The sequence below is a fragment of the Sulfurimonas sp. HSL-3221 genome (assembly GCF_021044585.1).
Classification (GTDB): domain Bacteria; phylum Campylobacterota; class Campylobacteria; order Campylobacterales; family Sulfurimonadaceae; genus Thiomicrolovo; species Thiomicrolovo sulfuroxydans.
In genome coordinates this window covers 1,952,128-1,966,093 of record NZ_CP087998.1, presented here as the reverse complement: position 1 = coordinate 1,966,093, position 13,966 = coordinate 1,952,128, and the positions used below count along the sequence as shown (strand labels likewise).

The 13,966-nt window shown below is 56.6% G+C and carries 11 protein-coding genes; 10 read left to right on the top strand and 1 reads right to left on the bottom strand.

Annotation, left to right across the window (positions count from 1 at the left end):
- Positions 1 to 786 carry a phosphate ABC transporter ATP-binding protein PstB gene (pstB, locus tag LOH54_RS10120; RefSeq protein WP_231018934.1) on the top strand — a complete coding sequence of 262 codons (786 nt, stop codon included), beginning with the start codon at positions 1 to 3 and terminating at the stop codon, positions 784 to 786.
- Between the two features lie 232 nt (positions 787 to 1,018).
- Here pstB and LOH54_RS10115 read toward each other — a convergent pair whose 3' ends face one another.
- The gene (locus LOH54_RS10115; RefSeq protein WP_231018933.1) at positions 1,019 to 1,693 is read right to left on the bottom strand and encodes a response regulator transcription factor; all 675 of its coding nucleotides are present in this window, start codon (positions 1,691 to 1,693) and stop codon (positions 1,019 to 1,021) included.
- A gap of 180 nt (positions 1,694 to 1,873) precedes the next feature.
- On the opposite strand from LOH54_RS10115, the gene LOH54_RS10110 reads away from it, so the two are divergent.
- From LOH54_RS10110 to hemN, 9 genes are all read left to right on the top strand, one after another.
- The gene (locus LOH54_RS10110) at positions 1,874 to 4,345 is read left to right on the top strand and encodes a beta-helix domain-containing protein (RefSeq protein WP_231018932.1); all 2,472 of its coding nucleotides are present in this window, start codon (positions 1,874 to 1,876) and stop codon (positions 4,343 to 4,345) included.
- 142 nt (positions 4,346 to 4,487) lie between these two features.
- Entirely contained in the window at positions 4,488 to 5,252 is a 765-nt protein-coding gene (locus LOH54_RS10105; RefSeq protein WP_231018931.1) for a DUF3450 family protein, read from the top strand.
- Positions 5,252 to 6,565, top strand: a complete 1,314-nt coding sequence (locus LOH54_RS10100; protein WP_231018930.1) for a MotA/TolQ/ExbB proton channel family protein — start codon at positions 5,252 to 5,254, stop codon at positions 6,563 to 6,565. The genes LOH54_RS10105 and LOH54_RS10100 overlap by 1 nt, the downstream gene beginning before the upstream one ends.
- Positions 6,565 to 7,179 carry a MotA/TolQ/ExbB proton channel family protein gene (locus tag LOH54_RS10095; protein ID WP_231018929.1) on the top strand — a complete coding sequence of 205 codons (615 nt, stop codon included), beginning with the start codon at positions 6,565 to 6,567 and terminating at the stop codon, positions 7,177 to 7,179. The genes LOH54_RS10100 and LOH54_RS10095 overlap by 1 nt, the downstream gene beginning before the upstream one ends.
- Complete coding sequence (locus LOH54_RS10090) at positions 7,180 to 7,584, top strand: ExbD/TolR family protein (protein ID WP_231018928.1); 405 nt, start codon at positions 7,180 to 7,182, stop codon at positions 7,582 to 7,584. It begins immediately after the preceding gene.
- 1 nt (position 7,585) lies between these two features.
- On the top strand, positions 7,586 to 8,224 hold the full coding sequence (locus tag LOH54_RS10085; protein ID WP_231018925.1) for an energy transducer TonB: 639 nt from the start codon (positions 7,586 to 7,588) through the stop codon (positions 8,222 to 8,224).
- 12 nt (positions 8,225 to 8,236) lie between these two features.
- The gene (locus tag LOH54_RS10080; protein ID WP_231018924.1) at positions 8,237 to 9,388 is read left to right on the top strand and encodes a tetratricopeptide repeat protein; all 1,152 of its coding nucleotides are present in this window, start codon (positions 8,237 to 8,239) and stop codon (positions 9,386 to 9,388) included.
- Entirely contained in the window at positions 9,385 to 12,477 is a 3,093-nt protein-coding gene (locus LOH54_RS10075) for a carboxypeptidase-like regulatory domain-containing protein (protein WP_231018923.1), read from the top strand. Before LOH54_RS10080 ends, LOH54_RS10075 begins: the two co-directional genes overlap by 4 nt.
- 71 nt (positions 12,478 to 12,548) lie before the next feature.
- Positions 12,549 to 13,916, top strand: coding sequence for an oxygen-independent coproporphyrinogen III oxidase (gene hemN, locus LOH54_RS10070; RefSeq protein WP_231018922.1), 1,368 nt, complete (start codon positions 12,549 to 12,551; stop codon positions 13,914 to 13,916).
- The last annotated feature ends 50 nt before the right edge of the window (positions 13,917 to 13,966 follow it).

Genomic DNA, 13,966 nt, shown 5'->3' with positions numbered 1-13,966 from the left:
ATGGCGACCGTTATCGACATTCCGTCCGAGAAGGCGATCGAAGTCAACAATTTCAGTTTCACCTATGCCGGTGCCACGTCACCGAACCTCAAAAACATCTCTATGCCGATCGCGAAAAACTCAGTCACGGCCCTGATCGGACCTTCCGGATGCGGGAAGACGACGCTGCTGCGCTCCTTTAACCGGATGCACGACCTCTACCCGGGGAACGCGTATGACGGCAAGATCATGTTCGAAGGGCGCAATATCGTCGAGAGCAAGGAGGATCTGATCAACCTTCGTATCAAGATCGGGATGATCTTCCAGAAGCCGACGGCTTTCCCGATGAGCATCTTCGACAATATCGCCTACGGCATGCGCCTGCAGGGACTGAAAAACAAAACGGAACTTGCCGACCGTGTCGAGAAGGCGCTGCGCGACGCCGCGATCTGGGACGAGGTAAAAGACCGTCTCAAGCATGACGCGAACGGCCTCTCCGGCGGCCAGCAGCAGCGCCTCTGCATCGCCCGCGCCATCGCCGTCGAGCCGGATGTCCTGCTCTTTGACGAACCGACCTCGGCCCTCGACCCCATCTCCACCCAGGGGATCGAAAAGCTGGTGATGGAGCTGCGCGACCGCGTGACGATCATCATCGTTACCCACAACATGCAGCAGGCCGCCCGCGTCAGCGACTATACGGGCTTTATGTACCTGGGCGAACTGATCGAGCTGAACAAGACCGACGAGATGTTCGTCACCCCGGCGGAAAAACTGACCCAGGAGTACATCAGCGGCAAGTTCGGTTGATCACCTTTTTCTTGACGGTATACGGGCTAAGCCCGAATTACCTACGCTAACGCTGTGTTTGTCCTCACGGCGTTGCGAAATTCCGCTGCGCTGCATCTTCAGCAGAGAGCTCATACCCGGAGGGTACTGCTTCCAGGGCGCGCGCAGTTGAACCGCGCTACCTTTCGTTTCACTTCTTGTCTAAAAATATTTTTTGATTTTTTTGTCGTTGTTTGCGGTGCGGGCGCACCGATTAGCGGATCATGTAGCCGATGCCGCGGACGGTTTTGATGTAGTCTTTGCTCTTGTCCGGGTCGATCTTCTCTTTGAGGCGGTTGATGGCGACGTTGACCGTACGCCCCTGGTAGCTGTCGCTTTTCCCCCAGACGCTTTTGAGCAGGTAGTCGCGCCGCAGCACGGTGGTGCGGTTCTCGATGAAGGTACGCAGCAGGTTGAACTCCAGCTTGGTCAGTTCAACGGGCATCCCGCTGATGAAGGCTTCGCGCGAATGCAGGTGCAGTTCGATGTCGCGGTAGGTGACGACCTGCTCCTCCTCTTCGCCGCGGGTACGCCGCAGCACGGCTTTGATCCGCAGGATCAGCTCATCGATTTCAAACGGTTTGGTGATATAGTCGTCACCGCCCCGCAGGAATCCTTCCTGGACCTGGGCACTGCTGTCTTTGGCCGAGAGAAAGATGACCGGGGTTTTCAGACCCTGGTAGCGCAGCATCGCGATATATTCGCTCCCCTCGACATCGGGAAGGTTACGGTCCATGATGATCAGGTCGACCGGTTCCTCGGTCAGGACCTGCTTCACGTTTTTCGTATTGGTGAAACCGACAACGTCGAAGCCCTCTTTCCCCAGCCTGTACTCCAGGAGTTCAAGAAGATCCGTATCATCCTCGACGACGGCGATAGTTGCTTTCATACCAGCATACCTTATAGATAGTATTTGAAGTCAGAACAGTATAGAAAGGATATTACGCTTGGGTTACATATATATTACGGAGAGATCAATCCGTTGTAATCATCCTGTTTCACTGCTGTATGGCGTCCGTAACACAAGCATCCTACACTTCCGGCAACTTTTCAACTTTGGAGTAAATGTATGGCGAATTTTTATAAAACTTCGACAATTGCCCTGAGCGCAGCAGCTGCTGCAGTACTCTCCTTTACAGGCTGCGGTGGCGGCGGTGGCGGTGGCGGCGGTACGACTGCCGTCTGTGACGCTTCTGTCATCGATGTGGTCCTGCCGGCCGTCATCGACGCAGACATGACCCTGGACAGCGCACTGACCTACGGTCTGGAAGGCAAGGTTAACGTTACGAACAACGCTGTTCTGACGATCCCTGCCGGTACAACGGTAGCGGGTTGTGCTCCGGCATCCTTTATGGTTGTCGAGCCGGGTTCCCAGCTTGAAGCTGTCGGTACGGAAGCGGCACCGATTACGTTTACTTCCCAGAAATTTGTTCAGGGACTCTCCAGCCAGAACGCTGCGGGCGAATGGGGCGGTCTTATCCTTGCGGGTAACGCTTATACACACTACGGTGTCGCACACTACGAAGCGGACGAAACGGTTGCTTTCGGTTGTGACGACGTAACGGTTCCTTGTAACAATACGCAGTCTTCCGGTCACCTCGAGTATGTCCGTGTCGTCCACACGGGTTACGAAGTCGAGAAAGACAAAGAGCTTAACGGTCTCTCCCTCGCGGGTGTCGGTTCGGGAACAATCCTGAAAAACATCGCGATCATCGGCGGTCTGGATGACGGTCTGGAGATCTGGGGCGGTACGGTCAATATCGACGGTCTCTATGTCTACAACGCCAACGACGACTCCGTTGACACGGACCTCGGCTACCGCGGTACGATCCAGAACGTCCTCGTTCAGCAGGTCAACGTCGACAGCACGAACGACCACGACTCTGCAGGTATGGAGTTCGGTAACGATAACAACACGATCGTGACAGACGATTCAAATGCGACACAGCCGAACATCATCAACTATACGGCTTACGTCAAAGGCGGCGGTTTCTACAACAAGTATGACGCCGGTTTCAAATGGAACAACGTCAAGTTCATCAGCGACAAGACGGCGGACGAAGCGCAGGTTCACTTCCGTGGCCAGGATGCTTATACGACGGGTGCAAAACACATCGACGGTCCGGTCTGTTTCAAAGATACGGCGCTCACACTGGATGACAACAGCACGTATACAAACCTCAACTCCAAAGATGCGACGGCAGATACTGCCTATGCATACTTTGTAACGAACAAGCTCTATGCGGGTGCCGGCACGATCTATGTTGACGCGAACACGACGACAATGGATACGGTCTGTACGGGTGCCGATGAAGCGACAATCTGGAAAGGTTCTGAAGGCTCTCTGGATCCGCTGGAGACTCCGCCGGTTATCTATACGGCGCTTCCGAGCGAGATCACAAGCGACATGACGCTTGACAAAACAGTCAAATATGCAATCGACGGCAAGGTTAACGTCAAAGCACCGGCGGTGCTGACGATCCCTGCGGGTACGACATTGGCCGGTGTTACGCCGAACTCTTTCATGGTCGTCGAGCCGGGCGCGCAGATGATCGCCATCGGTACGCAGGCTGAGCCGATCGTCTTCACCTCCAAGAAGGATGTCGACGGCAACTCCCATGACAACGCTGCGGGCGAATGGGGTGGTCTTATCCTTGCCGGTAACGCTTACACACACTACGGTGTCGCACACTACGAAGCGGACGAAACGGTCGCCTTCGGTTGTGACGGCGGTGTAACGGTCGCTTGTGACAACACACAGTCTTCCGGTCACCTGGAGTATGTTGCTGTCAAGCACAGCGGTTACGAAGTCGAGAAAGACAAAGAGCTCAACGGTCTCTCCCTGGCCGGTGTCGGTTCGGGTACGATCCTCAATCATATTGCGATCATCGGCGGTCTGGATGACGGTCTGGAGATCTGGGGTGGTACAGTCGATATCAACGGTCTCTATGTCTACAACGCCCAGGACGACTCTGTCGACACGGACCTCGGTTACCGCGGTACGATCCAGAACGTCCTGGTCAAGCAGGTCTTTGTCGACAGCACGAACAACCACGACTCTTCAGGTATGGAGTTCGGTAACGATAACAACACGATCACAACGGATGACACGAACGCGACACAGCCGACTATCATCAACTATACAGCGTACATCAAAGGCGGCGGTTTCTACAACAAGTACGATGCCGGCTTCATTTGGGACAACGTCAAGTTCGTCAGCGACAAAACGGTTGACACTGAGCTGATCTTCTTCCGCGGCGAGGATGCTTATCTGACAGGTGCGAAGCATATCACGAGCAACGTCTGTTTCAAAGACACGAACGTGGCACTGACAGACGCAACGACGTACTCTGACACGAACTCAAAGGACGCAACGGCCAACACGGCATACGCCTACTTTGTAACAAACGTCGGTACGACAGGTCTTGCAGCGGTTGACGCAGCCTACCTCAACGTCGATGACAACACATCATGCCTCGGTGTGACCGAAGCTGACGTCTGGAAAGGTAAAGCCGGCACCAACGATCCGCTGGAACAGTAACCTTCTCTCTCCCCCCGACCGGGGTTTCCCCGGTCTTCCTCCCCTTTGACACCCAAAAATGTTTCCGTTATGTAATCTTTCGGTGACGGTAGCGTAACACAAAAACTGTACCCTTCGCCTATCTTTTTTATGTGGGGTATGTATGGTACCGAATACGATAAAACTCTGGCTGGCCGGTTCGCTCATTGCAGCGACAACACTCGCAGCAAGTACCGAAGAAAACATGGCGTCATCGCTGATGAAGCTGCGCGCCGAAGTCGAACAACTGAACACGCAGATTCAGGAAGAAAAAGATGACACGAAAGCGACAATGCGTTCGCTCGTCATCGAAAAGAACGAACTTGATGCGACGATCGGACGCGAGAACCTGAAGATCAAGCAGATCGAGCAGGAGATCGCCAAGGTCCGTCAGCAGATCGCCGCGGCGAGCAAAAACAGCGAGGGGATCAAGCCCGTCGTTGTTGCCGCCATCGCCGAGCTCAAAACGCAGATCGCTTCCGAACTTCCTTTTAAAACAGCGGAGCGCCTTGACGATGTGGCACGTATCGAGTCGCAGATGAACGAGGGGCTTATCACGCCGCAGAAAGCGCTGGCGCAGGTCTGGAACAGTTACGCGGACGAAGTGCGCATGACCAAGGAGAACGGCCTTTTCAAACAGACGATCAAGCTTGACGGCGAAGACCGTCTTGCCGAGATCGCGCGCCTGGGCACCGTCATGATGTACTTCATGACGCCAGACGATCGTGTCGGCTATGTGGCGAAGGACGCCAGCGGCTGGTACTACAAAGAGTCCGTGAACAAGGCGGAGCAAGAGCAGATTATCGCGCTCTTTGACGCGATGCACAAACAGATCCGCACCGGCTACTTTACCCTGCCGAATGCCATTGCGACGACGGAGGTGAAATAATGAAACGTATTGTCCTTATCCTGATGATGGCGGTACTTTCCCTCTCCGCCGCGACAGAGACAGAACTGCAGCGCGCCTATGCCAAAGAGTTTGCGTTCCTGAAAGCCCAGAAAGAGATGCTGCAGCAGCGCCTTTCCCAGGTGAAAAAAGAGGATGCGGCACGTATCTCTTCTGCGAAAAAAGAGATCGCATCTCTGCAGAATGATGTTCTGGTCAAGACCCAGACATCCGACCGCCTCGGCGAACAGCTTTTCCGCTCACAGCAGAACGCGGAGAACATTAGCGACGATACGGCGCTGCTTGAATCCGTCGCCCTGCAGGGACAATCTTCCCTCGCACCGTACGGCATCAAGCTTGCCATCGACAAGAACGATTACCCGGCGACACTGAACCAGCTCTTCGCAGAGACGCTGAAGCTCAGCCGTGATCTCTCTTCTGTCAACGTCACCGAGGGGAGCTTCTACCTCAAAGACGGTACGGAGCAGAAAGGCAAGCTCGTCAAGGTCGGTAACATCGCGACCTACGGCGTTGCCGAAGGCGTTTCAGGTGTCCTGGTCCCGGCCGGCGGCGATAAGCTGAAACTGTGGGACGCACCGGCGTCCGCGGCGACGGCAACGGCGCTGGCTGCAGGTCAGATGCCGGCATCCCTGGAGATCTTTGTCTATGAGAACGTCTCCAAAGAGGTTGAGGACAAGGCGGACAAGGGCGTTATGGACGTCATTGAGTCCGGCGGTATCATCGGCTGGGTCATCGTCGTGATGGGCCTGTTCGCACTCCTGCTTGTCGTCCTGCGCGGTTTCTTCCTCAGCGGTGCCGCGTCCAAGACGCTGCCGGTAGCGAAAGAGACGCTGGTCGAGCTGCAGTCCAAGGGCGTTGAAGCGACCCTGAACTTCCTCAAAACCCGCAAAGGGGCGGCGGCCCGCGTTATGAAGGCGACGGTGCGTAACCTCGACCGCGACCGCGAACACGTCGAAGATATCGTTGCCGAGGCGATCATGCACGAGAGCGAACGTCTCGACCGTTACGGCTCGGCCATCATGGTCGTCGCCGCCGTCGCGCCGCTGCTGGGTCTGCTGGGTACCGTGACCGGTATGATCGCGACCTTTGACATCATCACCGAGTTCGGTACGGGCGATCCGAAACTGCTCTCCGGCGGGATCTCGATCGCACTGGTCACAACGGAACTGGGTCTGATCGTGGCGATCCCGCTGCTGCTGCTGGGCAACATGCTCAACGGCTGGGCGGAGCGCATCAAAGACGGTATGGAGCAGTCCGCGCTGCACCTGATCAACGAGTATAACAAGCAGAAATAATGCAACCGGCACTCCATAACCTTTTCGATCAGTTTCTGGTCTACATGCAGAGCGGCGGCTTTGTCATGTGGCCGCTGTTCGTGCTGGTCATCGTTTTGTGGTACGCGCTGGGCTACCGCTTCCACGCAATCAAGCGCGGGTCGCAAAAGAGCGTGCGGGTTCTGATCCGCAAGTTCGACTCCGGGAAGCGCGAAGTGCCCCGGGGGCTCATCGACGGCGCGATCGTTGACGCCCTGCAGATCGTCAACGAGGGGTACCGCGGCACGATCGGGCGCGAACTGATCGAGGATGCGTTCTTTCCCTATTATCAGGAGCTCAAAAAGTACCGCAAAACCGTCAACACCATCGTCATGGTCTCACCGCTGATCGGTCTGCTGGGAACGGTAGCCGGGATGATCGAGACCTTCGATTCGCTCGGGAGCATGACGCTCTACAGCCAGGGCGGCGGGATCGCCGGGGGGATCTCCCAGGCGCTGTTTACGACGCAGCTGGGGCTCGTCGTCGCCGTACCGGGTCTGGTCGTCGGCCGTCTGATCGACCGCCGCTCGAAGATCATGGAACTCGAACTGGAACAGATCAAGGACATCGTCTGTTCGGAAGAAGAAGGAAAGTAAATGCGTTTTAGACAGAAAAAAGAGCTGGATCAGGCCGTCGATATTTCGCCGCTGATCGACATGGTATTTATTCTGCTGATCTTTTTCATGGTCAGTACGACCTTTGTCAAAGACATGAAGCTCGACCTTGAACGTCCGGGAGCCTCTTCGGCGACGCGGGCATCGAGCAAGGTGATCAAGGTCTACCTCGACAACCAGGCGCAGGCCTACATCGACAACCAGCCCATCAAGGTCTGGGCGTTGCAGAGCAAACTGCGCGACATGCTGCGCACCTCGACGGAGAAGTCCGTCCTGGTCGTGACCGATGACACGATCGCGGTGGAGAAACTGATCGAAGTCGTCGACCAGTGCCGCCTCTCCGGCGCGAAGGATGTTGCGGTCGCCACGAACAAAGAGGTCGGATAAGGTGCGCAACGCTTCCCCGCTGAAAAAACATGCGCTGGCCCTCCTGTGGAGTGTCTTCGGCCTCTTTTTCGTCTTTATCGTCGTGATCGAGATGAACAACGAGGGGTGGACGGAGCCGCCGAAGAAGAAGATGGCTTCGGCGCAGTTCGATATGCAGCAGGTTGCCAAGCCCAAACCGAAGCCCAAGCCTAAACCGAAGCCGAAGCCGAAAAAGGTGAAGCCGAAGCGCAGCGCGCCGACGCCGAATCTCAGTTCGCAGCTCTCGGGCCTCGACACGGGCCTGGAAGCTTTCCAGGCCGATGATCTGCTCAGCGACGATGCGCTGCTGGGCGACGTCGGCAACGATATGGTCATGACCGACGATACGGTCGACCAGGCGCCGCAGCCCTCCCGCCGCACGCCGATCGAGTATCCGAAGAAGGCGCGCAAAATGGGCGTCACGGGGTATGTCCTGATGAACCTGCTTATCGACAAGCAGGGGCGTGTCGAAAAGGTCAAAGTGCTTGAGAGCGATCCGGCCGACACCTTTGACGATGTCGCCGTTGCGGCCGTCAAAACCTGGGAATTCAAGCCGGCGCAGTACCAGGGTCAGCCGGTCAAAGTATGGGCGAAGCAGAAGATCCGCTTCGACCTCAATTAAGGAGGAGAACCGATGAAACGTTTTTGGATTATAGCGGCATTGGTCGGGGCTCTCTCCGTCCAGCTGGCGGCAAAAACCGATGATGTCGACTATGTCGAACTGGGCGCGATGATGCTGCGCGACGGTCACGTCGAGCGTGCCAACGATGCGCTGAACATGGTCGATCTCAACGACACAGAGCTCGACCTGCCGCGCTATTACATGCTCAAGGGGCTGGTAGAGACGAAAAAGAGCTTTTACAAAGAGGCCAACGTCCACTTTTACAAGTCTATCGAACTGAACGAGGATACGAACGCGTCCAAACCGCTCTACCTCTACATCGCCCAGAACAGCTTCAAGCTGAAAGAGTACAAAGGGTGTATCGCGGCGCTGGACAAGGTCCCCGACCTTATGGCGCAGAACCCGAAACTCTTCGGCCTCAAGGCGGAGTGTTTCTGGCGCGAAGGCGACAAGGACGCGGCGCTGGCGGTCCTGCGGGATGTGAACAGTCGTTTCCCGGCGTATTGGGACGCCTACAAACAGCGCTTCTACTACCTCGTCTCCCTGGGGCTTTTCCAGGCGGCGCTTGATGATGCGCAGGTCTACTTGAAAAACGCGAAGGCGAACGAGACGATCCTGATCAACTTCATCAACGCCCTGCGCCAGAGCGGCCAGACGGAGAAGGCGATCGAACTGGGCGAGGAGGCGAACCTGCGCTACCCGAGCAGCGCCAAAGTGACGGTGATGCTGGCGCACCTTTACATCGACAAAGAGATGATCGGTGCCGCGGCGGAGCTCTTTAACGAGGCCTCCATCGAGGACGGGAAGTACACCAACGAGTCGGCGGAGATGTACCGCCGCGCCCGCGACTACGTGATGGCGCTGCTCAAGAACACGCAGATGCTCGACACGAAAGAGAAGTACAAGCAGCGCATCGCGATCTTCCTGGAGTACGGGGACTATGAACGTATCATCGTCACCCGCAAGGCGATGGCGCGCAGCGGCCTGATGGAAGAGGAGGGCATGCGTTACGCATTGGCGTACGCCTACTACATGGAGGGGGAGTTCGAGCAGACGGAAGCGCTGCTCGAGACGCTCTCTCAGCCTGAGCTCTTCGCCAAGGCCGTCGAACTGCGCAAGAAGATGGAAAAATGCAAAAATAATATATGGGAGTGCCAGCAATGACGCGTATACTTTTTCTGGTTTCACTGCTGACAATGAGCCTCTTCGCCGCAGGCGGCGAACTGGCGCTTTACGTGCTGAAAGACGGCAAACCGCTGCCGACGCAGGAGGTCTTGATCATGAACCTTTCCGCGGCAGAAGCGGCAGCGGCCAAGCCTGAAACGATGACGTTTACGACGGATGCCCAGGGGTATCTGGGAACGACCCTCCCGGAGGGGAACTACCAGCTGCAGCTTCTGGCAACGGAGAACGGCGCGCCGCAGGCCTTCGTCAAGAAGAATTTTGTCATCGCCTCCGACAAACAGACCCAGATCATTCTGTCGCTGAAATCGGACAAAACGCTGCAGTTTGCGGATGTCGAAGCGCCGGAAGGGAATGTGACGCAGAGCGATGCGAAGCAGGACGTGGTCAAGGTCAACGGGACCGTGGCACTGACGCTGCTCTCATCCGAAGATGAGAAACCGGTCGTAGGCGCCCGCGTCTTCGTACCGGGGATCAAAATCAATGCCGTCTCCGATGCACAGGGCCATGTCGTCATCGACCTGCCGGAGGGGAACCGGACACTCTCCATCATCCACACGAGCTTCTCCTCCCAGAACGTCAAGGTGACGGTACTGCCCAAAGAGATGGTCAGCCGCACGGTCGAGCTGAGTCCCGCGGCGATGGAGCTGGAAGAGTTCATCGTCCTGGCGCCGCATATCGAAGGTTCGGTCGCCGCCGCGATCACCGAAGAGCGCAACAGCGACGCGGTCGGGAACGTCCTGGGCTCCGAACAGTTTTCCAAAAGCGGTGACAGCAGTGTCGCCGCAGCCCTGAAACGTGTCAGCGGTATCACGATCGTCGGCGGGAAATATGTCTATGTCCGCGGACTCGGGGACCGCTACTCGACGGTCATGCTCAATGATCTGCACGTGCCGTCGCCGGAACCGACGAAGCGGGTCGTCCCGCTTGATATCTTCCCGACCTCCGTCGTCGAGAGCATCACGATCCAGAAGTCCTATACCGGGGATCTGCCGGCCTCTTTCGGCGGCGGTACGGTCCTGATCAAGAGCAAGGATATCCCGGCGGGCGACGAAGGGTACGCCTCTATCGCCGTCGAAGCGATCATGAACAGCAATACGGGCAACAAGGCGACGACCAACGGCGACAACAGCGTTCCGCTCCCCTCCAGCGCGCTGAGCGGCGGAAACAACGTCGGTGGCTGGGCCGTGACGCAGGATGTGCTGCACAGCCGTTCGCTGAACCGTGAATCGACGACACTGCCGCCGGGCGGCAAGCTTGAAGTCGCGGCCGGGAAGAGCTATGCCTTCAACGACGACCTCTCCGTCGGTGCCTCCGGGACGGTCTATTACAAGAATACGTCCGATAACGACAAGACCGAGTACAACAAGTTCTTCTACGATATCAATACGGGTTCGATCTACCACGACAACCATACGACGGCGGATGTGACGACCTTCAAAGAAGAGCTCTCAGGGATGGTCAATCTCGGCGTGAACTACCTGGAGAACCAGAAGTTCAAGTACACCTTTTTTGCGACGATGCAGACCAGCGACAAAACGACGCTCTCCTCCGTCGATTACACCGGAAGCAGCGAGGACCGCGAAAAGACCTACTACGAGTATGTCGAGACGGGCCTGACGATGCACCAGATCAGCGGCAGCAACGAACTGCGGTTCGGCAGCGGCACGGACGGCTATTTTGACAACCTCAAAATCGACTGGGCCTACGAGACGGCGGAAGCGTACCGCGACGAGCCGGGGACGGTGGAGTACAACTATCTGCACCAGACCTCCGGGCTCAACTGGGACCGCAAAAACTGGTACTACTACTTTATCCTCAACGATACGGTCGACAATGTCCGCGGCGACTTCACGCTGCCGTTCGAGTTTAACGGGAACGAGAACTATACGAAGGCGGGGGTGTTCGTCTATTCGAAAGAGCGCGACTTCGACAGCCGCCGCTTCAAGATGCTCAGCTCCAACTTCAGCGATATGCCCGAAGATATGGACACGATCTACCAGAAGTACGCCAACGACCTGGATTTCTCCGCCTCCTACCGCCTGACGGACTCCTACCGGGCGACCCAGGACGTGACGGCCTTCTACCTGAAGCAGCTGCTCTCTGTCACGCACGACTTCGACATCGTCGCCTCGGTCCGCCAGGAGGATTCGTCGCAGCAGCTCTTTGACGCGGCGGCAAGCTACGCGCCGCTGGAGACCTCGGACCTTTTCCCGAGCCTGGGGGCAACCTACCGTTTCGACAACGACGCGATGCAGCTGCGCTTTGCCTACGCCAAGAGCATCAGCCGTCCGGACTTCCGGGAGTTCAGTAACAGCCGTTACAAGGACCCGGTGACGGAGAACATCGTCTTCGGTAACCCGGGCCTGAACGCGACCTATATCGACCACTACGACCTCAAGTACGAGTGGTATATGGAAGCGGACGAGATGTTCTCGATGGCGCTCTTTGCGAAGATGTTCGACAACCCGATCGAAAAGGTCATCAAGCGCGATGACTCCCAGGACAATACCTTCCTGGAGACGTACATCAACGCCGACTCGGCGACGAGTTACGGCGTCGAGGTCGACCTGCGCAAACGGTTCGGTTTCGTCAGCGATTCGCTGAGCAACCTGCTTTTCGCGACGAACGTGGCGCTGATCCAATCAGAGATCAAGCTCCCCAAAACCGATGCGACCGATCCGTTTTACAGTTACATCAATACGCTGACCTCCAAGAAGCGTGCGATGCAGGGGCAGTCGCCCTATGTCGTGAACCTGACATTCGGTTACGATAACGCGGATACCGGCGACAGTGCGCTTTTCCTGTTCAACCAGATCGGTGAGCGCATCGTCTCGCTGGGGACGGAAAAGAACAAAGACGTCTACGAGCAGCCTTTTGCGAAGCTCGATTTCGTCACCCAGTGGAAACTGAACAACTACTTCTTCAAAGACAGCGACTTGATCTATTCGGTCAAGTTCAAGGCCAAAAACCTGCTCGACAGTAAGCTGGAGTACAAGCAGGGGAATCTTAAGACCGCCTCTACGACGCCGGGGCAGGAGTTCAGCCTCCAGTTCAAGATCGCCTACTAAGGCCTGTTTTATCCCCCCGCAAGCCCCTTGCGGGCATAATAGCATCTTAATTTTCCTTGATGGGACAGAGCATGCTTGATTTCGCAAAATTCACCAAATATTCCAGACCGGGACCGCGCTACACGAGTTACCCGACAGCCCTGGAGTTCAGTACCGATTTCGCATACGAGACCTACCTCGAAAAGCTGAAGGGGCAGGACAAAAACCGCCCCCTTTCGCTTTATTTCCATCTGCCTTTCTGCCGTAACGCCTGCTACTTCTGCGGCTGCAACGTCGTCTTTACCTCCAAGGAGGATAAAAAGATCCGTTACATCGACTACCTGAAGCGCGAGATGGATATTCTCTCCCAGCACCTCGATACATCACGGGAGGTGATCCAGCTGCACTTCGGCGGAGGGACGCCGACCTTCTTCAGCGCCGAACAGCTCGATGAGATCATCTCCGCCATCAAGAGCCACTTCCCCAATTTCGCCGCCGACGCGGAGGTGAGCTGCGAGATCGACCCGCGCCACATCGACGAGGCGCAGATGAAGGTGATGAGCGATGCCGGGTTCAACCGGGTAAGCTTCGGTATCCAGGACTTCAACGAGAAAGTGCAAGAAGCGGTACACCGGGTCCAGCCCTACGACATCACGAAAAAGGCGATGGACCTGGCGCGTAAATACAATATGGTCAGCGTCAACGTCGACCTTATTTACGGTCTGCCGCACCAGACGCTGGCGACCTTCATGGAGACGCTGAAGCTCGCCGTGACGCTGAACCCCGACCGTTTCGCCGTCTTCAACTACGCTCACGTGCCGTGGCTGAAAAAGACGATGCGCAAGATCGACGAGACGACCCTGCCCCGGCCGGACGAAAAGCTCTCCATCATGCAGCAGACGATTGATTTTATGGAGAACAACGGCTACCGGATGATCGGGATGGACCACTTTGCCAAGCCCGAGGACGAGCTCTTCAAGGCGATAGAGAAGGGGGAGCTGCACCGCAACTTCCAGGGCTATACGACCAAAGGCGGGGCGGACCTCGTCGGCGTCGGTCTCACCTCCATCGGCGAGGGCGTGGACTACTACGCACAGAACTTCAAAGATATGCCCTCTTACGAAGCGGCGATCGACGCGGGGCAGCTGCCCTTCGAGCGCGGTGTCACCCACAGCGCCGATGACCTGATCCGCCAGCACGTCATCATGGAGCTGATGAGCAACTTCAAGCTCGACATCAACCGCTTCGAGACGAAGTTCGGCGTGAAGTTCGACGAGTACTTCGCCGATGCCCTTGATGAGCTGCAGCCGATGGTCCACGAAGAGCTGCTCGAGATCGCGCCGGAGAAGATCGAGTGCTCCCCGACGGGCACGCTGCTCATCCGCAACATCGCGATGGCCTTCGATGCCTACATGAAAAAACATGCCGGCAGCAAGAAGACTTTTTCGAAAACTGTCTGATTCGTATTAATGATCAAAAATATAAACGAATTGAAAAACATTCGCTAAAA